The sequence below is a fragment of the Bremerella sp. TYQ1 genome, assembly GCF_020150455.1.
In the GTDB taxonomy this organism is placed as follows: domain Bacteria; phylum Planctomycetota; class Planctomycetia; order Pirellulales; family Pirellulaceae; genus Bremerella; species Bremerella volcania_A.
In genome coordinates, this window is record NZ_CP083740.1 from 4,537,659 (window position 1) to 4,563,575 (window position 25,917).

Sequence of the window (25,917 nt, forward strand, 5' to 3'; positions counted from 1 at the left end):
AAAATAAGGGTAACCGTTTCGGCGTTGGTCTCTCATCCGGTCCCCTCGCCCTTCCCAAGAGAGAGGGCTAGGGTGAGGGTTGATGAAGCGGGTACCCAGTAGGCCCCTCACCCTAACCCTCTCCCCAAAGGGGCGAGGGGATCGGATGAAGAAGTCGAACCCAACGAATTTTTGGGGTGGTCGACTAGGTCGCTTTTTCTTCGGGCAACGGTTTAATCGAGAGGCCGCCGCTGCTGCGGATTTCGACTTCGTACTTCTTACCTGGGCGGACGCGCATCCCTTCGGATTCTTCGTTGGCGGCACGCACGCCATACTCGGCCGCTTTTTGTGGGTCGTTGGCGATGTCCCAGAAGTTATCCCAGATCTTTTGCTCGAATGCGTTTGGCTTGTCGCGTAGGCCATACGCTTCCGGCCGCTCCCCTTCCTTGTCGATCGTGAAACCGTCGATCGGTTTTTGGTGCTCGCCGTAGATCTTCTGCAGAATGAAGATGGAAGCGGAACGCAGAGGGTCGTTTGTTTCGACCAGTTCATCTTCGAACTTGACCACTTTGCCGTTGACGTAAACCATGTCGCCGTCAATCTTGAACTGCTGCGGGTCGGTTAGTTCGCGACCTTGTTGATCGAGCTCGACGAACTCGATAATCGATTGAACCCGCTCGGCATCTTCCGGCTGCTCTTGGTTGAGGACCGAAAGCCGAGCCACGCGGCGATCGACTTTCAACAGCTTCAGCCGTAGCGCGAGCAAGTCGATCTCGTTTTCCAGCTCGCCGATCTTGGCGACATGCTGCTCGATCTCTTTGTTCTTCGCGGCAATCTGCAACTCTTTCTCGTTGTAAACCGACCACGCATAGTACGACACGGTCGAGAACGCGATCAAAAGCAACAAGATCAACAGCGTTCGAACTGAGTTGTTAAACCGATCGATGGCGTCCACCACCTTGGCCATACCAATGCTCCGTAACTTGCCCGGCAGTCCGGGAAGAGGTCTCGTCAAAAGATGCAAACCATGCCGATTCGCGTGCCGCCTGCCTCTATCGTACCGTGCCAGGCAGTCGCGAACCAATCCCAACTGCTGCAACCCTAATGCCAACGGAGCCGGAAGCAGGAATTTTCCACGCCCAGCCACTAGAATAAACCGCAATCCCCAAAAACCGACCTCCATGCAACGCTGAAAGAAAACAAGTAGGGTCCGCTGTGCGGACGCCGGGCTACGGTGAGAAGTTTATTCCCCGGCAATCAAAACGATTCCGGCCGAGTCCAGCAACGTGACAGTTCTCGGTCGTGATCACGCAAGCAGCGTCCGCACAGCGGACCCGACGGGGCTCTGACTAATTAATAGGTTAGACGCAAATATGCAGATCAACGGCGAGATCCTCCCAGCCGCAGATACAGCCATATTCACTCGCGAAAGATGGTGTAAACTGATCACTTCACGAGCAGAATTCAAACGTCCAACGCCCAAAGAAACGACAAATCCGTTTACCGGCGAAGCAATGACGGTGTTGCCACCTGAAGACGTCGCAGAAGTAGTATTTGACGGCATTGTGGTCGGAAAAGTCTATTGGTCGATGTCTGATGTGCCATTAATTAATTTCAGTATCGAGGCATCTAACCTGGAAGTTGTGGAGGAGTGGGCAACTGCAATGGGAGGCCGATTTCACGTAACGGGTTAGCTAGGGTGCCAAGCCGTCGGCATGTCGGTTACGGTGGGAACTTTATTCCCCGGCAACCAAAACGATTCGAGCCGAGTCCCGCACGCCACGGTTGTCGGTCGTGATCACGCAAGGCGCGTCCGCACAGCGGACCCTACGGACTTTTAAGATAGGGAGGCGACATTCGCTAACTCAAACCAGTCGTGTTCTGAAAACATTGAACGGAGTATCGCCGCGATACTTTGGAAATGGAAATTTGCCGACTTAGGAGAAAGGGATGCAATCATTTCGAGCTCCGATCTCGCCACGCAAATCGAATTCTGGTTTCCGTTCTCTGAAATTGAGTTAACTCGCCGGCTGGGAACTTGGTGCGACGGGATTCCGCTTCTGCATGTCCGTGAGACGAATCGCCTCACTTTTTCCATTTCTGGCGTTGGCTTCTTTCCCCACCAATTAGCTCCATTCGAGACGGAATGGAACTTTCAGCACCGTCGCGATGCCGTTCCCAAAACCGTCATTCTTCGCCTGGGCCATGTCCATCACGAGAAGCAACAAAGTTCTCTCAAGAATAAGCATCCTGATTGCCTATATCGCTCTCGACCGAAGAAAAATTCCGACTGGATGGTTGCCGTCGAACTGTTTGAACCTAGAAGATGAACCGTGTGCTCAGGGTGCCATGCCGTCGTCTTCGTCGGCATATCGGTTACGGTGGGAAGTTTATTTCCCGGCAACCAAGACGATTCCGGCCAAGTCCAGCAATGCCGCGGTTTCCGGTAGTGACCACGCAGGCTGCGTCCGCATAGCGGACCCTACGGGAATGGTTCTGACCATCAGAAACGTTATGAATTCAGAAAAGACAATATTGGACAAAGTCAATTCAGGAGAATTAGGGCGAATCCATGTTTCTGCCGCGGCTTCGCTTGGCCATGCCGCTGCACTTTCGACTGGAATAGAGCCAATGATTCTCGATTCTCACTTTCGTACGCGAATTGAGCGAGTGTCTGAGTTACTTACGGATCAGCAATGTCTTCAAGTTGCTCATAATATGGCAAGCCGCACGCTGAAGATTTGGCGCGAAATTTGTCCCGGTGATGAGCGAATCGGGCAAGTATTTGATGCTGGTGCGAAGTGGATGAACGATCGAGAACCGGTTGATTTTCGGTCACTGTCTACACTCGCTTCGGACATTTCGCATGAGTTAGATTACCCCGAGCTTACGGAGGACGTAGACCCTGAACGATGCCGGGCCATGCATGCTGCGGATAGTATCGGACATTTTGTGCTTGCTATCCATGTCGTGACCCAGAGTGATGAGACGTTTAAACTCCCTGAGATAATTGGTTGGATAGCACGCTTTCATTGTCGAGCGTCGTTAGACCCTCAGCGTGAACAACAGCGTCTCCAAGAAGAACTTGCAAGCCAATTACTTCAGTCGAGCTGATCACGGATCTGGCTCTGTCCCCACTGGGTGCCATGCCGTCTTCTTCGTCGGCATGTCGGTTACGGTGAGAAGTTTATTCCCCGGCAACCAAAAAGATTCCGGCCGAGTCCCGCACGCCACGGTTTCCGGTCGTGACCACGCAAGCCGCGTCCGCACAGCGGACCCTACGGGAGTCGACTTGATTCGTGTGTTTGATTGGCAGGCAATGCGTTGCTCACGGTAAGATTAACCTGAGTTATCCCATATGTCACGAAAGGTGCGCGCCTCGCGGGAACGAATGATCGCGTCCGTATCTACGGTATTGGCAGCACGTCTCTGGCAGTTGATGATAGGCGGGAACGGTTTGGGCCTCGGAACTTGCACGTTGAGATTTTATATGAATGGTTCGCATCGATTTTCGTTTCTTTCGTTGGTGGTTCTTTGTGGACTGATGGTTGTGGAGGGATGCGGTCCGGCGGCGGGACCTCCGAAGCCAAGTCCGGCCGGGCAGAAGACGGTAACGTTTCCCAACGCGGCGGTGCAGTTTTCGGTGCCGGAAGAATACGTACAGCGATTAGAGCCAGAAGATACCGTGATGATTAAGCCTGCCAGCGATGCGGGAATAACGCTGCGATTTAATCTGCATGCGTTGCCGGAAGCGATGGCGGTTGAGTTTCTGAAAGCTCAAGCCGAAGAGAAAGGGCTGAAGGTGACGCAGGTCGGAGACAAGTCGACCTTCTCGGAAAGTGGCACGCATAGCGAAGGTGGTCACGACTACGACATGAAGTTCTGGCAAGTCGCCTTCGGAGATTCGCTGGTGGTCATGTCGGCTGAGATCGACAAAAAACAAAAGTCCGACCCAGCCGTGAAGGCGTGCCTTCAGGAAGTGCCGAAGATGATTGAATCGATGCAGAAGTATTGATACGGTATGGCCTGCGTCAGCTTTCGTTTCCTCGTGATCAGGACGGCAAGAGCTTCGTGTTGGGCGATCCGCAGTTCGGAAAACAAATCGGCAGCAATGGACCTCAGTGGGTCTTCCTGTGCTGGGGCATTTTATTCGCGTTGGTGTCGCTTGGCGGCATGCTGTTCGGCTTGAGCTTGGGGAAAGTGTATGTCGCCGTGGTGGTGCTGATTGCCTGTCCGGTGCCAATCGTTTTTGGGCTGTACTATGCTTGGATGGCGACGAAACGGCAACGTCTTTTCGAGCGCGGTGTGAAAGTCGGCAGCCACTCGTTGTTGTTCGACGAGATCGATCACTTCACGTACTTCTCGGTCGAAGAGTATGTGAATCATATCTATACCTATTCGACGACAACGCTGAAGTTCATTCCCAAAGAAAGCTCGGACAAACCGAAGCTGAAGGTGATCTGGGGGGCGTTTTTCAAATCGCGTACTGGGGTCGAACGATTTCTGGATTGCATTTCTCAGTATATGGCCGCGCGGCAATCTGAGCAGCTGAATAACGACGGCAAGCTGGCGTGGGCCAATGGGATCTCGTTCGTCGACGAAGGGCTGCAATATGAGAACCGCAGCAATGTCACCCAGGTTGCCCGGTACGAAGACTTGGAAGTCAAGCAAACCAAGGGTCTGATGGGCAATCGCATCACCATCAAGGATCGAAAGACCAGGACAACCGTCGGTAAGCTGAACGCCTCGACGCCCAATTTCTTCGCGTACATGATCCTGCTGGAAGAACTCCGCAACAGAAACGTAGCGACAGCAGCGGCTCCATGATTCTGAGAGTGCACCGAGAATGTGCACCTGGGCTTGATCTATGGGATAGGATCATCTGTACGTAGTCTTGTCAAAAATGCGACGCGAGCCGAAGAGGTGCTCTATCAAAGTTAAAGAGGCGATTCGAGTGATCCGCACAGCGGTAATGTCCTTGTGCGGATGTTTTATGTTGATGTTGGAAACTGGCTGTCAGCGAGACTTGTCGCCAACGCAGACTGCCGAGCCGCCGCCGGCAAAAACGCTTGCCGATCCGGAAAAGCGTTTCGATCCTTTGTTCCCAATACCCAGCAACGCAAAGATCGATCAGCGTGACGTGAAATGGGGATGCATTTCGGCTGATGGTCAGGAGCAATGTCCGCCGAAGCATACGTTGGCGTCGTCATATTTGAAGAACGAGTATCCTTTGCAACGACAAGCCGCGACGGTCGGCCAGCCAGGCGTACTGTTGATTTCGTCGGGCGAATGGCAGTACTTCAACAAGAGCGAATCGCTGACCACGAAACCGCTGACGAGCGACGTAGTTCATGTCGTGAATTTTGGTGAGTCGCTGTTTGGCGTGACCCGTAGAGAGCACCCGCGCGACCGTTCCATCTCGGACATTCATTGGTCGATCCACGCGCCGCTCGACTGCCATCTTGTTTACGACCCTTACGGCATGTGGGATCCCGCGGAAGGTGTTACGCCGCACAGCTACTTTTCGGAAGGGCTTATCCTCGTCGCTCAGGATGGTAAGTACGGCTACGCCGATCGATATGGCGAAATCCAGATTCCGCCAATGTTTCAAGCCGGCCGGATGTTTTACGAAGGTCGAGCGGCCGTCATGGTTGATGGCCTGTGGGGATACATCAACACCCAGGGAGAAACGGTTGTCGAGCCGCAGTTCTCGTCGGTCTATGCGTTTGACGACGGCAAAGCATTGGTGCATCAGGACGAACCGGACGCCAAGCAGCATACGTACTTCTTCCTCGATGCAGAAGGAGAGAAGTTGCCGTTCACACCGAGACAGCTTCCCCTGCCCTATCACCATGATATGTCCCGGTTAAGTGATGGCCAGGTGGGTTTTGTCGACATCGACGGCGATTGGGCGATCGAGCCAGCCTATATCACCGCCAGCGATTTTCACGAATCGGGAGCATTTGTCGTGAGCGAAAACCGAGAGGAATCTGGTTTCATCGATACGGAAGGAAACCTTGTCCTAAGCTTGCCAGGCCTTGTTGATGCAACCTACTTTCAATCAGGGCTGGCCTGGGTAACGCTCGACGATGATACGGTCGGCTATGTCAATCGCAACGGCGAATGGGTCTGGCAAGTGACTTCGGCCGATTAATTGAACAAGCAAACGCCGCTCGCAAATCGTAGGCAATCGGTCCGTCGTCTGGTTAGAATAGCGGTTCCGTTCGACGCACTCTTACCCCACGGAGCCTCATCATGGATCGTCGTCAGTTTCTTTCGACTGCTGCGGCTGTTACCGCTATTTCGTCTTTGCCCCGTGCGACGTGGGCTCAAGATTTGCTCGACATCAAGCCGAAGCGGGTCGGGCTCATTGGCTGCGGCTGGTATGGCAAGTGCGACTTGCTGCGGTTGATTCAAGTGGCTCCTGTCGAGGTGGTTTCGATCTGTGATGTCGATTCGCAGATGCGGAGTGGGGCGGCCGAGCTGATTGCTGCGCGGCAGTCCAATGGCAAGCAGCCGCGGCAGTTTGGCGACTATCGCAAGATGTTGGCCGAGCACGATCTCGATATCTGTTTAGTCGGGACGCCAGACCATTGGCATGCGTTGGCAATGATCGAAGCGTGTAAGTCGGGGGCCGATGTCTACGTACAGAAGCCGATCAGCGTCGATGTCGTTGAAGGTCAGGCAATGCTCGCCGCGGCTCGGAAGTACGACCGCGTAGTGCAAGTCGGTACGCAGCGGCGGAGTACGGCTCACTTAATCGAAGCACGCGACAAAGTGGTGAACGAAGGGTTGCTCGGTACGATCGGTCATGCCGAGGTGTGCTGTTATTACGGGATGGGCCGCAACCGCAAAGCGGATAATTGCCCGCCGCCGGAGTATCTCGACTTCGAGATGTGGACCGGCCCTGCCCCGAAGCTTCCGTTCAATCCGGTCATGCACCCACGCAGTTGGCGGATGTTCGAGCAGTTCGGCAACGGCATCATGGGCGACATGTGCATTCACATGCTCGATTCGGTGCGTTGGATGCTGGACCTCGGCTGGCCGAAAAGTGTGAATAGCCGCGGCGGCACGTATGTTCATACCGATGCCACAGGGAATGTGCCTGACACCCAGGTCGCCACGTTTGACTTCGGCGAACTCGATGTCGTGTGGACACACCGCACCTATGGCGATGCGCCGGATCGCGATTACCCGTGGGCGTTCTTTTTGTATGGCGATAAGGGAACGTTGAAGGCAAGCGTGAACAAGTACGAGTTCTTCCCGAAAGGAAAGAAAGAGCCGACGCTGACTGGATCGCCGAAGACCGAGTGGGACAAGTACCCGGAAGATGAGCACGAGAAAGATCTCGAGCAACATGTGGCCGCCGCGAATCGCGCCCACCAGCGTGACTTCCTGAAAGCGATTGAGAACCGCAGCCGCCCCGTGGCCGACATCGAACAAGGCCACATCTCAACGGCCAGCTGCATCTTGGCCAACATGTCCCAAAAGCTCGGCCGCAGCCTGACATGGAACGCCGAAACCGGCCAAGTCGAAGGAGACGACCAAGCCAACCACCTGCTGGCGAGAAAGTACCGCGGCGATTGGGTGCATCCAACGCCGGAGAATGTCTAACCAACCAGCAAGGATGCCATGCCGATGTACGGTTCGGTATGGCGTCGATGGGCCGATGGAAATTTCTCAGAAAAGCATCAGGCGGTCATGCCTACGAGGCCCGTAGGCACGGCGCCTGAGCTGTCCCTTACGACTTCGACTTCGAGATATCGAGGTCAACGGTGTTGTGGCCAGAGGTGATTTCGACCTGGCGGATTTCTTCGTAGTACTCTTCCGGGTAAGGAAGTTTGCTCTTATCGCCAGGCATCGTCAGGGGTGCTTCCAGTTTGACAATGCACGGCCCCAGTCGGACTCCGTCGCGGGAAAGCGAATAGATGGCTTCGTAGTTGCCGGACGAATTGGTAACAGCCGTACTGCCTCGCACGCCTTTTTCAAGGGGATCGAACTCGAGTCGAACTCCCGAAGCTGGCTTGCCATCGACGAGCACGGTACCGGAAACGGTTCCCAAGCTCGACTGGTTCGAGTTGAAGCAGCCCGCCGCAAGTAGCAGTGGTAAGAGCAGCAAGAGTGTTGGCGTTCGTGGAAATGACATGACGATGTTTCCTAAAGTCTTGTACGACCCGGCGCCATTACCGGCGCCGGGAATTCTTGGCGAAGCAAGTTGGAATAAGAACTACGGCAGACTAACCGTCTGGCCATCGTCACGAATGCCGAGCAACTGATAGACGCCCATACCACTTGCATTCTGGTAGATCTGATCGCGAACGCCATCGCCACCGAACCAGCCGTTAGGTGTGCCGTTCTTCTCGAATTCGATGTCTTCCGAGATGAACTGAACCGAACCGTCGCAGAAGGAGAAGAACGCGCCACCGGTGTGTTGACTGGTAAAGCCCCAGTGGTGTGGGCTGTTCATGGGGAACGAAACGCAACGCGACAGCGTGTTCTGGCGTTCCAGGTAGCTGTTGCCTGGCGTGCCGGCCCAGAAGGCCCAACCGCGAGGACCACTTTCCCACTTGTTGGCATGTGCGGAAACTTCACCAATGGCAAACGTGTTGGAAAGACCATCGGTGATCGCCGAAAATTCCAAACCCACAACGTTGATGGCACCGGTATTAGCAGCTTTGTCCTGGTCCCATCCGGCTTGACCGTACCCTCGGCTGGCAGCGTAACTGATCGCACCATACTCGACCGAATCGTGCGTGAACGTTTCCGGTCCCGTCGTCGATGGGCAACGGAGGCCTGGGATGACGGTCTTCAGGGCGTCGGTAGCTTGTACACTGACGGTACCGTTGACGGCTTCAGGGAAAGTGTAATCCGTGACGCCCATCACTTCGTGCAAATTGTCTTGTTCCATAAAAGGCAAGATTTGCGCGGCCCAACACCAGAACGTATTGTCGGTTCGATAGGAAGGCAGCTTTCCAAAGGTATCGTGATGGTTATGCAGCGCCAGCACGACTTGTTTGAGATTGTTACGACACTGGATCTTGCGAGCTGCTTCTCGGGCCTGTTGCACAGCAGGAAGGAGAAGGGCAATTAAAACACCAATGATGGCGATAACAACGAGCAGCTCGACGAGCGTGAAGCCACGCTTTTTCATAGGAAACTCCTGGAATGAGGACGCGGAATATGGGGGCGTCAAAAAATGCATGACGGAGTTACTATCCCGTGATATTAAAGGTTGTGAAGACTGTCAATGGATTCCTGGTAATAATTCGTTGAATTGCGGTTAACTGAATCAATGCCCAAAATATCCGGGCATTTTAGACTCACTTCGAAGGGGATCATCCCATCGCAGGGAGGGGGCACTTTTTCGCATTGCCACTTTATGTGGTTATCTCTGGCACCCTCTTTGGGTGGCTGAGCATCAGTGCCGATTTATCACCAGATCCTTCCGCAGAGAATAAGGCTCCGCAATCGGTATGCGGAGCGATCGTTGACGTGTTTCGCCGTCGGCTTACTCCGACTTCAGCACAATGTCGTGGGCGTTGGGGCCGGGTTGGACGGTGATGACTTCGATTTCTTCCCAGTAGGTTTTGGGAAGGCCTGACAGTGGGTTCTTCGGGGCTGGGCCGACGGGGCGACCGTTGGGGCCGATCTCGGGCATGGGCGTTTCGACGGAGCCTGGGATCAGCTTGACCGAATGCTCGCCTGGCTGGATGCCGGTTTTGTTGAACGAGAACTGAGCCTCGTAGTTTCCGTTGGCATCGGTCTGAGCGTACGAAGGGGAACCTCCTTCGCTTGTCGGCGAAAACTGCAACGCAACGCCAGCAGGAGCTGGATTGCCGTCGATGGTGACGGTGCCTGACAGCGAAGGCAACGCTCCGCTGCCGCAGCCAACCGACGCGGCAAGCCCGATTAGCATTGCCGCGAAGAAACCGTAGTGAATGGGACGTTTCATGGGGCGAACCTCTCCTGTTTAGTACGAGCCGAGTGGTTGGCCATCGTCACGCAAGCCGAGTCGCTGATAGACACCGACCGTAGACGTGTCGAGCTCGCTGTACGACGTGTACCATGCAGCGGCGCCGCCATCATGCTTCAAGCCTTCGCGCGAGTCGATCGTTTCGCTGATGAAGTGAACGCTACCGTCGCCGTAAAGGAAGTTGGCTCCGCCAGGATGCAGACTGGAAAATGCCAGGTAGAAACGACCCACGAGCGGTTGATTGACTTTCTGGCCAAACGTTCGCCCGATTGCCTTCGGAGAAGACCAGGACGACTCGGAGTTGACGTTGCCGGTGCCGACCCAATAAGCGGCGTGGTGAATCGAGTCACGTTCGCCAACAGCAAACGTATTACTCGTGCCGTCGGTGATGTCGGCCATGCGCGTTCCCTTTTGGGCATTCATCAAACCATGCTGGTTCGGAATGCTGGCCGTGGGGGAAGCGTACCAGTTGGTGGTGTAGTGACCCATGACGCCGGCGTAGTTGCTCTTGGCTGGCTTGGTCGAATCAGGTCCACCGGTGTGGCAGAAGTCGACCGACGTGTTGATCTCTTCGCCAGGATCGCTGGGGCAGATAAATGCATCCAGCGGCGTACGCATCAGCGCGACACCAGCGGCCGGCCAACTCGTCGACGTATTACCTGGCAACAAGTCGTCGAACTCTTGCGTCGAGACGCCAAGCTGGTCGTGCAGTGCCGACTGTTCAAGGAATGGCAAAATACGAGCGCCCCAGCCCCAGGCTTTTCGCCAGCTGGCGGCGTTGGCTTGATCGTTGAAGCCGTAGCTGGCCGGGAATTCGCCATAGGTATCGTGAAAGTTGTGCAAGCCGAGGCCGATTTGCTTGAGATTGTTGTTGCACTGCATCCGACGAGCCGCTTCACGGGCTTGTTGAACCGCAGGCAACAATAGTGCGATCAAGACACCAATAATGGCGATGACCACCAAGAGCTCGACGAGCGTAAAGCCGCGCTTTTTCATAAGAAGCTCCTAACAACGAGAACGCGAGAATTTGGGGAAGAAGGAAAAGCAATAGAAGACTATCCCGTGATATTAAAGTCGGCAGTCGGTGTCAATGGATTTAAAGGCAAAAAGATAAATATTGCCATCTGTACAGATTCACGACGATGGATCGATGTTGGGCGGCCCCATGCCAGCTATCGTGCGGACTATGAGAGAGTGGGGTGTTTTAGGAGCTAAACCCCCACGAAAGAATGGCCATGTATGCTCCGGATTCGCGGTTCTTGAGAATCGTTGCGATAGCCCAGAATGAGGGGATGCTCGCGCATGAAAAATCCCCGCTGCCAAAAAAGAAGCGGGGATAAATGGATCAGGAGGTGAGACGTTACGCGGTCGTTAGGCGTCCTCGTCTTCTTCCTCTTCGTCGAACAGTTCCGATTGCTTGGCGTCGGCCGCTTCCACAGAGGAACCGTTGTCGGTTTCTGTCGGGCGATTGAGCATGTCGGCCAGCATCTCTTCCTCGTCTTTCTCGACGATCAATACCCCGCCGCCATAATTGGCTTCGTTCGGGTCGACTGCTTTGCCGCTTTCATCGAGCACCATGTCAGCTTCGGCAGTCTTCTTTTTAGCGACAGCCAACAGCTTTTCGTAGATGTCTTCTTTGTCGGTGCCGTTGATGTCGCTGACCGCTTGGGCCACTTCACCCAGGTAACGACGGAAGATCGTCCGGCGATCGGCTTGCTGCTTCACTTTCATGCGGCGACGCAGGAACATGCCTAGCTTGCGTCCGGCCGTTTGCAGCGCGAGACGCATCTCTTTCTGGATCTCGTCATAGCTGGCCACGGCTTCCTTCGCCTGGTTGGTGAAGGGTACCCAAACGCTGGCAATGTGAACCATGATGGTCACAGGACCACTCGGCAGATTGCCGCGCGACTGCGAAAGCCCATACGAACGCCAGTTGGTTCCAGCAATCGTTTTGGTGATCGCACAGTCGCCATGCTGGAACTGCAGCGGCACTCGGTTGGCGTAACGATAGACCTGCATCGACTGGCCTTCGTTGACGTTGATGTTTTGCATGGCCTCAAAGAGATGGTCGATCTCTTTCGGCTTGAGCTTATTGGGGCTCTTGCGGGTACCGACTTTCGACTGCTTGATAATCTTGTCGGCGGCGTCGGGGCCAAGTCCGTTGAACGTCAGAATCAGGAACTGGCGGACCGTTCGGGCGTCGGTTTCGTAAAGCAGTTCTTTCAGCAGATCCTTGGTGATCTTCTGGGTTTCGACGTTGCCCCCGTAGGCCAGGGCGACTTCGATCTGAAACGGATTGCCTCGATAAACGGCCGGCGGACGTGTGGCCGCCGCGTAAAACTCGGCCGGAACAACGCTATGCAGGCCCTTCAAAAGCTGTTCTTCCCCGATCGGAACGATACAGTCGGTCGTCGGGTTGCTGATTTTGGTGTCTTGGATCGCGGCGTACAGATGCTCGGCATGATCGCGATCGATTCGTTTAACACGCATCCGCGTGCTGAGCTTTGCTTTATCGCAAATCTGCTTGGCGATCCCGGGGCTGACGCGCGAGAACGAATTGGTCAAGAAACCGGACAAGCTGGTTTCGCTCGTTTCTTTGCACATCGAAACGAGCCGCCCCAGCTCTACCCCGTACGGATGCGGCTTGATCTCGGCCGCTTCGGGAGGCAGCACTTCGGACGAACGTCGATAGGTCTTTTGCACGCCGGCAGGGTCGATGTAATGCAGCGTGACGTGCGGATTGGCGATCGCCGTTTGCTCGAGGTATTCGTCAACGCTCCCCTTCCCTCGCTGATACTTGGCTTCCAAGTCGAGGGTGACGCGCGTGCCGTGGGCGATGGGCTTGGGTTTGGCATCGGGGGTTTCCGGATCGTGATGAGTGACCCATTCGATGCCGTGGTCTTCGATGTACTTCTCCCCTTTCTCGCCAGGGGGGATATCTTCGCCGTTCCCTTTACCGTTGAGGATTTCGGGTTTGTTGACTTTGGTGTCGATGCGAAGTTCGTAATAGTGGGCCGGCTTCGACTTGCCGGTCTTACTGACAATTTTGATCGGCTTGCCGGTCGTCAGAATGGCGTACATGCCGGCCGCACTGATCCCGATCCCCTGCTGACCACGGCTCATGCGAAGGCGATGGAACTTCGAGCCGTAAAGCAGCTTGCCGAAGATCAGCGGGATTTGCTTTTTAAGAATGCCGGGGCCGTTGTCTTGAACGGCCGCTTTATAGCGGCTTTCGCCGGTCTGTTCGACATGGACCCAGATCTCGGGAAGGATACCGGCTTCTTCACACGCATCGAGCGAGTTATCGACCGCTTCCTTGATGGTCGTCAGCAAAGCCTTTCGAGGATTGTCGAAGCCCAGCATGTGGCGGTTCTTGGCGAAGAACTCGCTGACCGAGATCTCGCGTTGCTTCTTGGCCATCGATTCGGCCGTTGCGCGACGCGGTGCTGACTTCTTCTTTGCGGATCCGTTCGCAGTAGTAGTGGCGCCTTCCGACAACGTGGGAACTCCTCGGGACAGTTCAATTCTTCGTAGGGTCCGCTGTGCGGACCGAAATGGGGCATATCGGCAAGTTCTGCGTCAAATCTTGGGTCAGTCCGCATAGCGGACCCTACAAGGACAAGAGCGAGACCGAATCGCCGATTGTAGTAAAGTTTGCCGATTACGGGGATAGCGGCAGGATCTGGAAGTTGGGGGCGACTGTTATACTCGGAAGAATAGGGGCTTTTGGCATGATGGCCCCAGAAAGACTCAGACGACCCATCCGAATAGCCGATTTAACCTACGACGGAAGGTCTGGACTTATCTGTACCGCGCAGATTGCCGAAGTACCCATTGGCGGCGGTTTGGACCGGTTTCCCGAAATATGTATAGGTGAAGCTAAAAACCCTTCCACGGCCTTTCTCGTGGTTGCCCAATTGCCGCATTGGCAGGAGCTATCAATCGGATGAAACGCATTGCAACAACTTGTTTGTTCGCCCTGGTCCTGACCGCAGGCTGGATGACTGTGGGATCAGAGGCCCAAGCCAACGAGTACCCTAGTCCGCCGGTTTACCCGGACATGATGAATCAGTACTACGTCGCCGATCCGTACTACGGATATCCGGCCGAGATGTACACTTCTCCGATTACAACGCCTCCCTACGTTCCGCAGACGTACATCACCTATCCACCACTCGATCCGCACGAGTTTTTGTACAAGCACCATCGCACTTATTACCACTACTACAACGGTGGTCAGGGCTTGAACCGCACGAAGGTGCATTGGTACGGCGGCCGCACTTGGCTGAATTCTTATAACCCGTTCTTTTAATGGCAACTTGCTCGAGCCGGTCCGCGCTCGCTTGCTTCACGTAGGAAATAAAGACGATGACCCAGACACGACTGATTCTCGCTCTCCTCGCCGGCCTGACGCTGGGCGGCAGTGTGCAAACGGCTGAAGCTGGCTGGCTATGGGGACGTGGCTACAGCAATGCTTCCAACGCCTACCACGCGTCCAACTTGCCTTGGCACGATGGCTACGCGTACCAGAACTACCAAACGCCTGTGGCGATGGTCGTTCCACCCAACGCGAACATGCAGACCAACTACTCGTGGGGCGTGCCGAGCAGCCGCATGACTCCGGTCTATCACCAGTTTGGCCGAGCCAACGCCGGCGGCATTACCGGTCACCCCAGCAGCTTGGGCGTGACGCCTTACTGGCCAAGCGACACGCAGCAGTTCGGCGTGTACAACGTACGTGGTCCTTGGACTTGGAACGCTGCCGATCTGAACTACGGATGGCACCTCGGTTTCCACCACCGCCCACACTGGAACAACAAAACCGGTAGCTGCCCGAACGGCAACTGTGGTGGTGCTCCTGTCTACGGTGGCGGCGCTTACACCGAAGGTGGCCAGTCGGTTATCACCGAAGACGGCTACGTGCCAGGCAGCTACAGCGAACAGCCAGTCGGCCCTGTCGACGCAGCTCCAACGCCAGCCACACCGGAAACCTAATCGGACCGGTATAGTTGAATTCATCGAAGCTGAGCCCTCCTTTCGAGGGCTCAGCTTTTTTTAGGTTCTTGCTGAAGACTTTCTCGCGATGCCGGCAATGCAGTGCTATCGGTTTTCCGCAGCCGGCCACAAAATTTCTGCTAGCCACTTGCCGGACAATCTCAGTCCGCGAATGATGTTGTCGACTCGATAACCAACAACCTCACCTCCTCCCGGTGTTTCTTTCCGAGTCTGCCGAATATGCCGGTTTCTCCGGGCAAAAGCGGCCCCTTTCGAAATTCATGGCCCCCGAACTGCGCTTTGGCACGGCAAGTGAATTTAAGTCTCTCGACAGCCAATCACCCCCTTAGGAAATCTTTCAGACAGAGAACCAAGCAATGCTCGAATTCCAAACCATGTTGATCTTCTTCGGTGCCTCGATCGCTATCGTGCTGGGCGTGCACGTTTCTCGCCCCGTGAAAGCGTCGAACCCATTTGGTAGCTAATTCGAGCCCTGGCAAGCGGTTGGTCTCGTAGACATTTTCGCCACAGAATTTAAGCCGTATTTAGTGGCTTCATATGGCCGGCGGCTATCCCGGTTTGAAAACCGGAACCACCCCTAATCGATCCGATCAGTCGTTGGGGAAATCTTTTCTACAGCTTTAAGGACGCGACACTTGTTGCATCAATTGGACGAATCGGGCCTTCATTTCAGGTCCGCCCATGTCGGGATAAAGTGTTTGCAGGTAGCGAACCACTTGCTTCGCTTCTTCCGGCTTCCCGAGCTTCACATGGCACCGGGCGATTTCCAATTTCGATTCATACCATGTCGGCGACTCTGTCCGGCTTTTGCGGCTGATCTGTCGCCACTGCGAAAGCGCGAGCTCTTGCTGAACCGGCGTCGTGCCGCGCGATAGCATTCGAGCGAGACCGACTTGTACTTCCGGATCGTTGGGATACTTCGTCGCGAGTGAATCATACAGCACCAAGGCTTTGTTGAGGTTGTCGGTCGCGGCGAGAGCTTCCGCTTCCCGCATCGCGATCATCAGCTGGGCCGCTTCGTCGAGCTGCATCAAGTTAGGCCGCAGCATGCCGATGGTGGCTAGTTCGATTTCAGCGATCTGCTGGCGAACCATCGGAGAAGCCGACCCGGCCATCTGTCCCAGTGCTTGCAAGATTTCAACAAGTTGGTTGGGGCTATCATCGCCAGCTTGTTGAAGTTTCGCTTTCGCTTGATCGAGCTTGCCCAGCCCGGCAAGGGCGATGACCTGCAGCGACTCTAAGCGACTTCGCCAGCCGGCCGGGGCATCGGGGTTGGACCGTAGTGCGACTTCCAGCACCGCGCGAGCACTATCGTATCCGTTGTCGACATAGTTCAGCCAAAGCTGGGCTGCCGACTCGGCTGCAAGCCGCATTGTCGCCGTCCATTCGCCCCCTTGTGATTGCCCCTGCAGGATGACTTTCTCGAAGTAGTCGATCACTTTGCGGACATCTTGCGGAACGAGTTCTTCCTTTCCTTCCGCCGACTGAAACCACTTGAGCGACGCCTGGCGAACCCCTTCGACGGCAGAAGCGAAGTGAGTCGATTGCATCGGTATTAAGAGGTACGCCTCGGTCGCTTCCCGCCAATTGCCGCGAGAGAACTCGATCTGCCCGAGCCACATGGCGGCCTGGGCGGCAGGTTCGCCATCGTCCCAGCGACTCAGGTTTTCCTGCAGCAGCGCGATATACGGTTCCAACTCCGGCGGGTTGGTTTGCCGGGCCAGTTGCGATTGATAATAGGCCGCCGTCAAGTGACGCAGCGCGGCGTCGGGAGCCGCGGGAAATGCCAACGCCGCTTCGCGCAGGCGTTTGATGCCTTCGGCCATGTTGCCTGATTCGATGGCGACCGCCGCAGCGGCAAGACGGAACTCGTATTCCTCGGCCGGCTGAGTTGCTTCGCGAGCGGTCTTTGCCCCGAGGTCATAATTCTTGATCGCCTCGGTCCAGTCTTTCTGCCGCACATAGTTCTCGGCCGTGCGACGAATGATGTCGAGGTTCTGAGGACCTCCGGTCGAAGCACTGCCGGTCATGCGCTGTTCGGCTCGACGTGCCCAGTACGAGCCATGCAGTTGGTCCATCTCGCGAATGACCGTGGCGGCGCGACTTTGCCAAAGCTTGATGTCCGCTTTGTTTTGTTTCTCTTCGGCTTGCTTCCACAACGCAAGGTAGGTCTCGAAGCATGCGTAGTCGAGTTCCGGGGAAAGCTGGCCGTCGATCTCGCGTCCTTGATTGATGAGCCTGGTCGCAACATCCAAGTTGCCTCGAGCGATGGCCACGCGAACTGCTTCCGCTTTGGCGGCAAGTGCCACTTGCGGAGGTGGCTGTCGCTCTAACAGTCGCGCCACTTTGGCATCGGCTTCGTCCAATCGTCCGAGCCACCGCAGTGCTCGAATTTCGAGGAGCAGTGCCGGCCACAGCACCTGCGTGTCTGGTCGAAGCTTTGTGAGTGGTTCGACACGCTGGATTGCTTGGACCATGCCGTTGGTACGGTCGAGCGAATCAGCTGGGTAGCTAAGTCCCTGTTCTTCGGCAGCTTCCGCCGACTGCAGGGTGATCTTTCGCGAAAGGGCAAGCAGTTCGTCGGGGGCAAATGGCAACGCATTGCCGGCCATGTGCGATTGCCGCAGCAACTGATCGACTTTCTCTTGCAGCGTTTCGTATTGCTGAACGACTTCGGCTGCTAACGTTTGGGCTTGAGCGAGTTTGGCATCGTCGCGAAAGACTTCTCCTTCCTGACGCAACAAGCGAAGCTGGGCCAATCGGCTGTTGGCGGATTGGACTTCGATCAGGATCGTCTCCGGCGAGCCAGGAAATTGACGTTCAAACTGTGGCAAGACCGAAGCAGCCGAGTTCCACCAACGGTCACGTTCGCTCGGTCGCGCGTTCAGGGCATGCAGCGAATAGGCACGCACTAGTTCCGCCGCCATCTCGGCCCGTTGCGAAGGCGTGATGTTCTCTGCGACGACCTGCTGGGCCGCGTAACGCTCGGCGAGCGAAAATAACTGCCGCGAAAGAAGCCCCTCGATCATCTTCCGATCGTCGTCCCACGCAGCCTGAGCCGACGCCACGCTCGCAGCGAACGTAAGCAATAGAATCGAGATGGCGGAACAAGTCTTCATCAGCGTCGAATAGGAGCAATTGTCTGGCGTTGTTTTGATCTTATTTGACTTCAACGGCGAATTGGATCTCTTGGAAGTTGAGAACACGGCCGATGTCGTACACATCGATCACCTGGCCGACAGGGACGATTTCGTCGGGGTCGATGATCAGCGGGACGTCGTTTTTAATGGTGGATAAAGTGCCCAGGATCTCGCGAACCTCAACAAGTTCCCGTGTGCGGCGTTGGTTGACGGCGTACGTCAAATCGCCCGGCTGACCGGTGATGCGAACGACGATTTGCTCGAAGTCTTCCACTTCCAGTTCTTTTTCCGCCGACGATCCGACGTTGGCTGGTGCCGAAACGGTGCTCGGCAGCGAGTACTCGACAATCTGAAAACTGGCTGTCCATAGAAAGAAGATCAGCAGCAGGAAGACGACGTCGATCATTGGCGTCATCGCGACTTGCAGCGACTTGCGATCTTTGAAAGGGCTAGGGTGTTTCATCGGCCGGCATCCTCCGGACGAATCACCGAGAACGCAACGCTCCAAATGCCAGCTTCGGTGGCGGCAAGCATCACCGGTTTAACGTTGGCGTAGGGTGTCGCACGATCGCAACGGATGCGGAGCTCGATCGAGTCGCCGCTTCGATCCCGTTCCACGGCCAACCGTTTGGCAAGTTGTTCCGGCGGAACGCGCCGACCAGCGAGAATCAGCGAACCGTCTGCTTCGATGTTCACGACAACGCGTGGCTGCTGTTCGTTGTCGATGATCTCTTGCCCGCTTTCGGCGGTGGGCAGCGGCAACGGCATCTGGGCTTCCTGCTTCGCCAAGTGGCTGGAAACGAGGAAGAAAATAATCAACAAGAACACCACGTCGATCATTGGTGTCATGTTGAAGTCGGCCTGGCCGGGTTTCAAATTGCTCGGCACGCGCACGGGAGTTAGCTCCTTGCCTGGGCGGCGGCTTGCCGTTTGCGACGTTTGAGCGGTGTGAACACTTGCTGCGCGACATAGGCCGCTTCGGCCACCAACTCGTCGACCCAGTTGCGGAAGATGGCGAACGCACCGAGCGATGGAATCGCCACCAACAAGCCACCTACCGTCGTGACGAGCGCCTGGTAAATGCCTTCGGCTAAGTCGCCTGCTCCGGCCGCACCTTGCGTGGCGGCGACTTGCTGGAACGCGAAAATCATCCCTGTCACCGTACCAAGCAGACCTACCATCGGCGCGATGTTGCCGATCACCGAGAGGTATTCGATCTTGCGGAATAGCCGAGCCGACTGTTCAGCAGTGGCATCTTCCAAGGCTTTCTCGACAGCGGTCCAGCCGCCATCCAGTTCGGCGATGCCGCTAAGCAGGACAAACGACAAGAAGCTGGGGCGCTCGCGGCAAACGCGTTCGGCATCTTGCACTTTGCCGGAAAGCAGCAAGTCGCGAACGGTGTCGCCCAAGTCGAGCGGCATGATCTCGCTTTTACGGATGGTCATCGCTTGCTCGAAGACGAGATAGGCGGCCGTCATCGACAACGCGAGCAGAAAGATCAGGATCAGCCCACCGACGATCCCGCCACTGAGGATGATATCGACGAATCCCGTTTGCTGCGGTGCTGGACTTGGTGAGTCGGCCGGAGGATCGGCCGCGGGGGTATCTTGCGCGATCGCCGACTGCGGTCCAGCCACCGAGAACAACTTCGACCCTGGGCCGAGCATGCCGACGCATAGCACGGCCAGGCACGTGATCCAGATTCCTATTCGAGTCAAATTTGCCAAGGTTGCCTCCTAGTTGCCACCTGAGCTGGCGAGTCGTTTGATGATGATTTCTGCTTCCTGCCGCGCCGGTTGATCGCCATATTGCTCGATCGCTTCTCGCAAGACCCGAGCCGCTTCGTCGGCCTGCCCTGCTCTTTCCAGTGAACGACCTGCTTGTAGTAAGCACTCGGCTGCGACAGGGCGATGGTTGGGATAGAGAATTGGCGGTCGCATCAACGTGAGAGCTGCGGTGGAGTCGTTATCGAGTTGTCGCCAGGCTTTGCCGATGACAAGCGTCGGCCCTGCCAGTGCCGCCCCGCGCAGAATGCCGGCGTCGAGCTGTTGTTGCCATTGGCGGATGTCGGCTTCTTTCGCGGTGACAATTTTCGTTTGCCACAGCTGTGCTTCGGCCAGCAAGGCAATCGGCGGAACGTTGCTGCGGCGAAGATTGCCGAGCACGCCCATGGCCAACGTTCGATCGCTCGTACCGAGCAACCAACTGGCACCCAATAGCTGCGCGTACGGCGAAGATGACTCGATCCATTGTCGAGCGGCCCGATCGCGATCGAAACTGGGGGGCAAACTGAACCAGGCCAGCGGCATCGCGGCGATATGAATCGTCTGGGGATCGTCTTCGGTAATCTTGAGGAACGTGTTTCCCGCGTCCGCGATACGTCCGGCGTTATGTAACGCGATCGCCTGACGGGCCAAGATTTCTCGACGAACCCAGGGGCGACGTTCTCCCGTGACGGCCGATTCAAACATACGAGCCGCTTCACTCGACTTGCCTGCCGTTAGTAGCTGATTCGCTTGAACGACGTCGGAAGCGTAGTCGGTTTGAACCGAGGCAACTTTATCGGCGGGAATTGTTGTTTGGCCGCTGGGGGTCTGCAGTGTAAGTAGCTGCCCGGTGTAGTCGATGACATTGCCACGAACTTTGGTCGGTTCCGCTCCGGCTTGCGCTGGATAAAGCGTCACGACATCTTCCGCCGCGCACCGCTCCATGCCACATGTCGCGAGGGCAGCAGCGAGAACCAGCAGATAACAAAGCACGCGACGAGGCAAAGGACTTCTCTATTTTCTTCAAGGAACAAAGCGGCTACGGGCGAGCACCAAGCTGCGAGATGTCGACATAAACATGCTTGCCGTCGTTGGCCTCCGCCAATTTTACCAGAAAGTTCCGTCGACCATCGTAGGGGCCATAGCCAAATTCGATGGCATGAATCGAGCAGCCTTTGTTCAGCTTGCGGATGTTGGCTAAGTCGTTGGGGTAAAGCTGCGGTTGATCGGCGTCGGTTAAGAAGAAGACCACGTCAGGGTTCATCTTCAGTGCCAACGACAACGCATCTTGGTGCGAAGTGCTACCGCTGGCGATCACGCCTCGGACGAAACGTTCGGCGAGGTTCTTCCCTTGTTCGTCCGCGAAGACCAGCTTGGGACCGCCGCCGTGGGGGCTGAAGACCTGGGGATTTTCGTTATAGAAGATAATCGCGAATTGATGCAGCTTCTCTAAATCGTGCAGACTGTTGATCAGTTCCTGCTTGGCGGCAGCAAGAGGTCGACCAGCCATGCTTCCGCTGCGGTCGAACACGTAGACAAACTTGTTCCCCTGCCCTTCGGCACCGAAGACGCTTGTTTTGCCTTCTTTGTCCAAGCCACCTTTCGAGGTTGCTCCGCCTGCGGTCATACCACCGGCAGAAGGAAGACCGTCCGCTTCTTGTCCGGTGAGGGCCTGATCGCCGCGCGGTAGCAGGTTGCCGACAACACTGGGTGGAAGATCCATTGCCGGAAGCGCCTGGCTCATCGATTGAGCGGCTTGCTGCGAGTCGGTCGCCTCTTGGCTGTCGGCGGCCTGGCTCGAATCGCCATCGAAGTACTCGGTCGCGTTCTCACTTCGATTGGCCAGCGCGATGTTGCCTTTGCGAGCTGGCTCGTCGCCGATTCCTTTGCTGACCGTGCGAACGGTCAGGATCAGCAGAAGGCCCAGCGCAAGATGGATCAGTAGCGACAGAAGCCATGCTGGCATCGTCCGTCGTGATTTGACCCATTCGGTCTGATCGCCCGGGTGAATCGATTCGAGTTGCGAGGTAGTCGTCATACGCGCTCGCGAGGTAAGTGGTTTGGTGAAACTGGTTTTTAGCTATCGACCCTCGTTGCGACAAGCGTGATTTGAGATCAGTTCGATCTCTAAACGGCCAGCGTTACGATTGATGAAAAAAGCCAAGTGGGGCTATGTATCCCATTTTATTGCGATTTAGGGCGAATACCTCGAATTTGAAGCCATTTTTGCCGCAGAAGTGTGAATTGGCACACCAAGTGCAACCTAGGGCCGGGCAGTCGCGAAAGTCGTGAATCACTAAACCTGGCCTATTTCAGGATTTTTCATAGATTCACATCCGCTTTTGCGGCAGTTGATAAGTCTGTGAAAATTTCCAGGAAGCAGGCAAGTGGCCCGTGGAATGTCGGCTTGAGAACCCCCGATTTCGAGTCGACGTCCACGGTGTCCTTTTTTTTGCCGTGCACCTTTTTCTTTCCAACCACCACGATGTACTGGCACCGCCAGCTTCACAGCGATACGATCCCAAAATCTGATCGATCGCTTCTCTAGGAAACTACAACTATGGCAAGCCTTTCTGGTTCGTCGTCTGTCGATTCGCAAGTCCGTCCCGGCATGGGACCTATTCCGCATGAAGAAGGAACCGCATTTCGCGTGTGGGCTCCGCATGCCGACGCGGTCAGCATTGTCGGCGACTTCAACCAATGGAACCCTGAAGCGATGCCAATGCAGGCCGAAGAGAACGGCAACTGGGCGATTGATGTTCCCGGGGCAAAAGCTGGCGACGAGTATCGCTACCTGCTTAAGTGTGGCGATCAGGAAGTCAGTCGCATGGATCCGCGGGCCCGCGAAGTGACTAACTCGGTTGGCAACAGCGTGATTCATCGAACCGATTTCGACTGGGGCGAAGACAACTACAAGTTGCCGGCTTGGAATGAGATTGTCCTTTATGAAATGCATTTGGGGACATTTAATCGAACCGATGACGAAACGGTCGGAACGTTCAAAGACGCTATCCAGCGGCTCGATCACCTGGTAAAGCTGGGCGTGAATGTCGTGCAGCTTATGCCGCTAGCAGAGTTCGCAGGCGATATCAGCTGGGGATACAACCCGGCTCAAATCTTTGCTGTGGAAAGTGCTTACGGTGGTCCGCGTGGATTCAAGCGGTTTGTCAAAGCAGCCCACGAACGTGGAATCGGCGTGATTCAAGACGTCGTTTACAACCACTTTGGCCCGAGTGACCTCGATATCTGGCAGTTCGATCTGTGGAACGAGAACGACAAGGGTGGCATTTATTTCTACAACGACTGGCGCAGCAAAACGCCGTGGGGCGATACTCGACCAGACTACGGACGTGGCGAAGTTCGTCAGTTTATCTACGACAACGCGATGATGTGGCTGAACGACTATCATGTCGATGGCCTGCGATATGACATGACGCTCTACATGCGTAGTGTCGACGGGCAAGACGAACTGCCGGAAGGATGGAGCTTGACGCAGTGGATTAACGAAGACATTCGTACCGCTCGACCCGGCACGATGCTGATTGCGGAAGATCTTCAAACCAACGAATACCTGACGAAGCATGCGTCGGACGGTGGGGCTCATTTCTCGAGTCAGTGGGACGCCGAGTTCGTTCATCCCGTGCGAGACGTTGCCAAGCAGCCCAGCGATGAAGGTCGCGACTTAAACAAGCTGATCAGTGCAATCACGTTTCGTTATAACCTCGACGCATTTGAACGAGTCATTTACACCGAATCGCACGACGAAGTGGCCAATGGCAAGTCGCGTCTTCCTTCTGAGATCGATCCTAACGATCCGACGGACGGTTATGCACGACATCGCTCGACATTGGCGGCCGGCATCATGATGACGACGCCAGGCGTTCCGATGTTGTTTCAGGGACAAGAGTTTCTGCAAGATGGCTGGTTCCAGGATACCGACCCTCTCGATTGGCATCGGAAGCAGGAATTCCCCGGCGTGGTGCTTCTATACCGCGATATGATCCATGCTCGCCGCAACTTGCATGGCGTCACACGCGGTTTGCAGGGGCAAAACGTCAATGTATTCCATCGCAATGATCAACAAAAATTGATTGCTTATCAGCGTTGGGAAGATCATGGACCTGGCGACGATGTCGTGGTGGTCGTCAACTTTTCGATCGATGCGATCGAGAACTATGAAATCGGTTTTCCTTGCGGCGGTAAGTGGAAGCTGCGCTTGAATACGGCGGCTCCCGTTTACAATGCGACGTTTGTTTCTTCGACGATTTCTGAGCTAACGCCTGAAGAAGAACCGTACGACGGCTTGTCGCACAAAGGTACGCTTTCGATCAGTCCCTACAGCATGCTGATCTACTCTCAAGACCCAGAAGCGTAAGCGCTTCACTCTGGGAAGCTGCTCGCTGATGGGTTGGCGAGCAGCTTGTTCGGGCAACGATCAATCTACTTGTTGCCTTGATGAACGTCGCATGAAATCAGTCTTGGTTTTGCGCCTTCTGGTATACGTAATCCGCCTAAATTCCGAAGTTTACTCGGCACTTGAGCTTTTTTTCTTCAGTTTCCCGAAGCCGGTATGGCAGTTGCGACAGTCTTCTATCGCCTATCAACAACTTCAGTTTCATTTAGGAGATTTTGCAATGTTAGTGACGCGCATATTAGGACTTTTCCTCGCTCTGGCTCTGGTCGTTCCTGCAGTCGCCGAGGACAAAGAAACTAAGAAAGAATCGACCGACAAGTCGGATCGTATTGCTGCCAGCCAAGTGGTTGATGCCAGCGTATACGGAACCAACAAAGAAGACACGATTGGTTCGGTCAATGACTTGGTCATGAATAAAGATGGTCAGGTGATCTACATGATCATCGGTAGCGGTGGTGTCGCCGGTGTTGGTGAAACCAACCACGCCGTCCCCGCCGACGCTGTTGACATGGCCTGGAAGAACACTGATGGCGAACCAACGCTGCAGTTGAGCCTTCCAATGACGGCCGAAGATCTGGGTAACGCCCCTGCTCTTTCGCTCGAGCATTGTGCTGACTTGACCGTTGCTTCGTTCCACGAACGTAACAGCAAGTACTTCAAGACTGCCGACGCTCCTAAAGTAAAGGAAGGCGAAATGCTTCTTCTGTCGGGTCTGAACGACATCGACGTGAAGGGTACTGGTAACGAATCGGTTGGTCAGTTGGACGACGTCGTGTTCAACCACAACTTGGACGCTTGTGAAGCTGAATACTACATCATCGGTTCCGGTGGTACGCTAGGCGTCGGTGAAGAATATACGGCCATTCCTGTCAAGAACGTCAAGATCAACAAGACCAACGACAATCAGTACACCGCTACGATCGACGCTGACAAGAACATCGTTGGTGCTGCTCCGAAAGTAACCTCGGACAAGTACTACCACGAACTTGATAGCGAAGAAACGCGTGAAAACGTGAAGAAGGCTTTCGCTGAAACCAGCAGCAAATAGTCGCCTTCGCTAACGCTACTCGAAGTAGCAAGAAGAGCCACGCACGCCGCGAAAGCGGGAGGACGCACTCGAATAATCGGGTGCGTCCATTTTTGCGCGCTGACAGTTTATTTGCCTACGCTCCGTTGCCCAGCTGAAAGCGTCGTTTGGGAAACTTCAAGTCGGCAGGAACTTCAAGCGTTTGGGTCGAAGATTCGCTGGGTAGATCCATTTCGACTTCATAGTCAGGGAACAGCATCTCGCCGTCTGGAAAAAACTCGTCGCCTGACTTTCCATCCAACCCGACAACACGCACGATGTGCGGACCACCGACATGCCCGCGCGAAGCGGTTGAAGAATCGAACTTCCCGTCCACGATATCGATTGAGACCGACGCTCCACGATTGTCTCGGCGAGTATCCGGGACGAAAGTGATCGAACCCTTGGGAACCGCTTCCCCTTTGAACGTCACGGTACCTGAGATCGGATAAGTGGTGATTGAGCTGCCAGAGCCACAGCCAGCCGTCAAAAGCATTCCAGCCAATAGCATGAAACAGATCGAGAAGCTACGCATCGTCGGAATCCTGAAATCCTGAGTGTTC

At 55.4% G+C, this 25,917-nt stretch carries 23 protein-coding genes; 10 read left to right on the forward strand and 13 right to left on the reverse strand.

Annotated features, from left to right (window positions below; genetic code table 11):
• Window positions 1-184: 184 nt before the first annotated feature.
• Window positions 185-946, reverse strand: a complete 762-nt coding sequence (locus tag LA756_RS18310; RefSeq protein WP_224436172.1) for a hypothetical protein — start codon at window positions 944-946, stop codon at window positions 185-187.
• A gap of 406 nt (window positions 947-1,352) precedes the next feature.
• On the opposite strand from LA756_RS18310, the gene LA756_RS18315 reads away from it, so the two are divergent.
• From LA756_RS18315 to LA756_RS18340, 6 genes are all read left to right on the forward strand, one after another.
• Window positions 1,353-1,673 (forward strand): hypothetical protein, encoded by a 321-nt coding sequence (locus tag LA756_RS18315; protein ID WP_224436173.1) that lies wholly within the window; start codon window positions 1,353-1,355, stop codon window positions 1,671-1,673.
• A 796-nt stretch (window positions 1,674-2,469) separates the two neighbouring features.
• Window positions 2,470-3,093: a hypothetical protein gene (locus LA756_RS18320; RefSeq protein WP_224436174.1), complete on the forward strand. Its 624-nt coding sequence runs from the start codon at window positions 2,470-2,472 to the stop codon at window positions 3,091-3,093.
• Window positions 3,094-3,469: 376 nt separating this feature from the next.
• Window positions 3,470-3,994 carry a hypothetical protein gene (locus LA756_RS18325; protein WP_224436175.1) on the forward strand — a complete coding sequence of 175 codons (525 nt, stop codon included), beginning with the start codon at window positions 3,470-3,472 and terminating at the stop codon, window positions 3,992-3,994.
• Window positions 3,991-4,806 carry a hypothetical protein gene (locus LA756_RS18330; RefSeq protein ID WP_224436176.1) on the forward strand — a complete coding sequence of 272 codons (816 nt, stop codon included), beginning with the start codon at window positions 3,991-3,993 and terminating at the stop codon, window positions 4,804-4,806. Before LA756_RS18325 ends, LA756_RS18330 begins: the two co-directional genes overlap by 4 nt.
• Window positions 4,807-4,972: 166 nt before the next feature.
• A complete protein-coding gene (locus LA756_RS18335; protein WP_224436177.1) occupies window positions 4,973-6,133 on the forward strand; it encodes a WG repeat-containing protein in 1,161 nt (386 codons plus the stop codon).
• Between the two features lie 101 nt (window positions 6,134-6,234).
• The gene (locus LA756_RS18340; RefSeq protein WP_224436178.1) at window positions 6,235-7,593 is read left to right on the forward strand and encodes a Gfo/Idh/MocA family protein; all 1,359 of its coding nucleotides are present in this window, start codon (window positions 6,235-6,237) and stop codon (window positions 7,591-7,593) included.
• A gap of 127 nt (window positions 7,594-7,720) precedes the next feature.
• Here the strand turns inward: LA756_RS18340 and LA756_RS18345 are convergent, their stop codons facing one another.
• The 5 genes from LA756_RS18345 to LA756_RS18365 all read right to left on the reverse strand — a co-directional run bounded on the left by LA756_RS18345 (window position 7,721) and on the right by LA756_RS18365 (window position 13,372).
• The gene (locus LA756_RS18345) at window positions 7,721-8,125 is read right to left on the reverse strand and encodes a hypothetical protein (RefSeq protein WP_224436179.1); all 405 of its coding nucleotides are present in this window, start codon (window positions 8,123-8,125) and stop codon (window positions 7,721-7,723) included.
• 81 nt (window positions 8,126-8,206) lie between these two features.
• On the reverse strand, window positions 8,207-9,130 hold the full coding sequence (locus LA756_RS18350) for a DUF1559 domain-containing protein (RefSeq protein ID WP_224436180.1): 924 nt from the start codon (window positions 9,128-9,130) through the stop codon (window positions 8,207-8,209).
• 357 nt (window positions 9,131-9,487) lie between these two features.
• Window positions 9,488-9,931 carry an Ig-like domain-containing protein gene (locus LA756_RS18355; RefSeq protein ID WP_224436181.1) on the reverse strand — a complete coding sequence of 148 codons (444 nt, stop codon included), beginning with the start codon at window positions 9,929-9,931 and terminating at the stop codon, window positions 9,488-9,490.
• 18 nt (window positions 9,932-9,949) lie between these two features.
• Entirely contained in the window at window positions 9,950-10,948 is a 999-nt protein-coding gene (locus tag LA756_RS18360) for a DUF1559 domain-containing protein (protein ID WP_224436182.1), read from the reverse strand.
• Window positions 10,949-11,323: 375 nt separating this feature from the next.
• Window positions 11,324-13,372: an ATP-binding protein gene (locus LA756_RS18365; protein WP_224436183.1), complete on the reverse strand. Its 2,049-nt coding sequence runs from the start codon at window positions 13,370-13,372 to the stop codon at window positions 11,324-11,326.
• Between the two features lie 526 nt (window positions 13,373-13,898).
• On the opposite strand from LA756_RS18365, the gene LA756_RS18370 reads away from it, so the two are divergent.
• Entirely contained in the window at window positions 13,899-14,264 is a 366-nt protein-coding gene (locus LA756_RS18370) for a hypothetical protein (RefSeq protein WP_224436184.1), read from the forward strand.
• Window positions 14,265-14,320: 56 nt separating this feature from the next.
• Window positions 14,321-14,947 (forward strand): hypothetical protein, encoded by a 627-nt coding sequence (locus LA756_RS18375; protein ID WP_224436185.1) that lies wholly within the window; start codon window positions 14,321-14,323, stop codon window positions 14,945-14,947.
• A 641-nt stretch (window positions 14,948-15,588) separates the two neighbouring features.
• Here LA756_RS18375 and LA756_RS18380 read toward each other — a convergent pair.
• Genes LA756_RS18380 through LA756_RS18405 form a run of 6 tightly spaced genes read right to left on the reverse strand, consistent with a single transcriptional unit; the run spans window position 15,589 to window position 21,912 of the window.
• Complete coding sequence (locus LA756_RS18380) at window positions 15,589-18,087, reverse strand: hypothetical protein (protein ID WP_224436186.1); 2,499 nt, start codon at window positions 18,085-18,087, stop codon at window positions 15,589-15,591.
• A 40-nt stretch (window positions 18,088-18,127) separates the two neighbouring features.
• Window positions 18,128-18,571: a biopolymer transporter ExbD gene (locus tag LA756_RS18385; RefSeq protein WP_224436187.1), complete on the reverse strand. Its 444-nt coding sequence runs from the start codon at window positions 18,569-18,571 to the stop codon at window positions 18,128-18,130.
• Window positions 18,568-19,002 carry a biopolymer transporter ExbD gene (locus LA756_RS18390; RefSeq protein ID WP_224436188.1) on the reverse strand — a complete coding sequence of 145 codons (435 nt, stop codon included), beginning with the start codon at window positions 19,000-19,002 and terminating at the stop codon, window positions 18,568-18,570. Before LA756_RS18390 ends, LA756_RS18385 begins: the two co-directional genes overlap by 4 nt.
• Window positions 19,003-19,007: 5 nt before the next feature.
• Complete coding sequence (locus LA756_RS18395; RefSeq protein WP_224436189.1) at window positions 19,008-19,835, reverse strand: MotA/TolQ/ExbB proton channel family protein; 828 nt, start codon at window positions 19,833-19,835, stop codon at window positions 19,008-19,010.
• Between the two features lie 9 nt (window positions 19,836-19,844).
• Window positions 19,845-20,879, reverse strand: coding sequence for a tol-pal system YbgF family protein (locus LA756_RS18400; RefSeq protein ID WP_224436190.1), 1,035 nt, complete (start codon window positions 20,877-20,879; stop codon window positions 19,845-19,847).
• Window positions 20,880-20,913: 34 nt separating this feature from the next.
• Window positions 20,914-21,912, reverse strand: a complete 999-nt coding sequence (locus tag LA756_RS18405) for a VWA domain-containing protein (protein ID WP_224436191.1) — start codon at window positions 21,910-21,912, stop codon at window positions 20,914-20,916.
• Window positions 21,913-22,434: 522 nt separating this feature from the next.
• Here LA756_RS18405 and LA756_RS18410 point away from each other — a divergent pair.
• Entirely contained in the window at window positions 22,435-24,249 is a 1,815-nt protein-coding gene (locus LA756_RS18410; protein WP_224436192.1) for an alpha-amylase family glycosyl hydrolase, read from the forward strand.
• 259 nt (window positions 24,250-24,508) lie between these two features.
• A complete protein-coding gene (locus LA756_RS18415) occupies window positions 24,509-25,336 on the forward strand; it encodes a PRC-barrel domain-containing protein (RefSeq protein ID WP_224436193.1) in 828 nt (275 codons plus the stop codon).
• 115 nt (window positions 25,337-25,451) lie between these two features.
• Here the strand turns inward: LA756_RS18415 and LA756_RS18420 are convergent, their stop codons facing one another.
• Window positions 25,452-25,889 carry a hypothetical protein gene (locus LA756_RS18420; protein WP_224436194.1) on the reverse strand — a complete coding sequence of 146 codons (438 nt, stop codon included), beginning with the start codon at window positions 25,887-25,889 and terminating at the stop codon, window positions 25,452-25,454.
• Window positions 25,890-25,917: the final 28 nt, after the last annotated feature.

What these genes read in the sequence shown, in the direction of transcription:
- LA756_RS18310 (WP_224436172.1), bottom strand. Translation starts at nt 946, where the DNA reads ATGGCCAAGGTGGTGGACGCCATCGATCGGTTTAACAACTCAGTTCGA.
- LA756_RS18315 (WP_224436173.1), top strand. Translation starts at nt 1,353, where the DNA reads ATGCAGATCAACGGCGAGATCCTCCCAGCCGCAGATACAGCCATATTC.
- LA756_RS18320 (WP_224436174.1), top strand. Translation starts at nt 2,470, where the DNA reads ATGGTTCTGACCATCAGAAACGTTATGAATTCAGAAAAGACAATATTG.
- LA756_RS18325 (WP_224436175.1), top strand. Translation starts at nt 3,470, where the DNA reads ATGAATGGTTCGCATCGATTTTCGTTTCTTTCGTTGGTGGTTCTTTGT.
- LA756_RS18335 (WP_224436177.1), top strand. Translation starts at nt 4,973, where the DNA reads ATGTTGATGTTGGAAACTGGCTGTCAGCGAGACTTGTCGCCAACGCAG.
- LA756_RS18340 (WP_224436178.1), top strand. Translation starts at nt 6,235, where the DNA reads ATGGATCGTCGTCAGTTTCTTTCGACTGCTGCGGCTGTTACCGCTATT.
- LA756_RS18345 (WP_224436179.1), bottom strand. Translation starts at nt 8,125, where the DNA reads ATGTCATTTCCACGAACGCCAACACTCTTGCTGCTCTTACCACTGCTA.
- LA756_RS18350 (WP_224436180.1), bottom strand. Translation starts at nt 9,130, where the DNA reads ATGAAAAAGCGTGGCTTCACGCTCGTCGAGCTGCTCGTTGTTATCGCC.
- LA756_RS18355 (WP_224436181.1), bottom strand. Translation starts at nt 9,931, where the DNA reads ATGAAACGTCCCATTCACTACGGTTTCTTCGCGGCAATGCTAATCGGG.
- LA756_RS18360 (WP_224436182.1), bottom strand. Translation starts at nt 10,948, where the DNA reads ATGAAAAAGCGCGGCTTTACGCTCGTCGAGCTCTTGGTGGTCATCGCC.
- LA756_RS18365 (WP_224436183.1), bottom strand. Translation starts at nt 13,372, where the DNA reads ATGGCCAAGAAGCAACGCGAGATCTCGGTCAGCGAGTTCTTCGCCAAG.
- LA756_RS18370 (WP_224436184.1), top strand. Translation starts at nt 13,899, where the DNA reads ATGAAACGCATTGCAACAACTTGTTTGTTCGCCCTGGTCCTGACCGCA.
- LA756_RS18375 (WP_224436185.1), top strand. Translation starts at nt 14,321, where the DNA reads ATGACCCAGACACGACTGATTCTCGCTCTCCTCGCCGGCCTGACGCTG.
- LA756_RS18380 (WP_224436186.1), bottom strand. Translation starts at nt 18,087, where the DNA reads ATGAAGACTTGTTCCGCCATCTCGATTCTATTGCTTACGTTCGCTGCG.
- LA756_RS18385 (WP_224436187.1), bottom strand. Translation starts at nt 18,571, where the DNA reads ATGAAACACCCTAGCCCTTTCAAAGATCGCAAGTCGCTGCAAGTCGCG.
- LA756_RS18405 (WP_224436191.1), bottom strand. Translation starts at nt 21,912, where the DNA reads ATGACGACTACCTCGCAACTCGAATCGATTCACCCGGGCGATCAGACC.
- LA756_RS18410 (WP_224436192.1), top strand. Translation starts at nt 22,435, where the DNA reads ATGGCAAGCCTTTCTGGTTCGTCGTCTGTCGATTCGCAAGTCCGTCCC.
- LA756_RS18415 (WP_224436193.1), top strand. Translation starts at nt 24,509, where the DNA reads ATGTTAGTGACGCGCATATTAGGACTTTTCCTCGCTCTGGCTCTGGTC.
- LA756_RS18420 (WP_224436194.1), bottom strand. Translation starts at nt 25,889, where the DNA reads ATGCGTAGCTTCTCGATCTGTTTCATGCTATTGGCTGGAATGCTTTTG.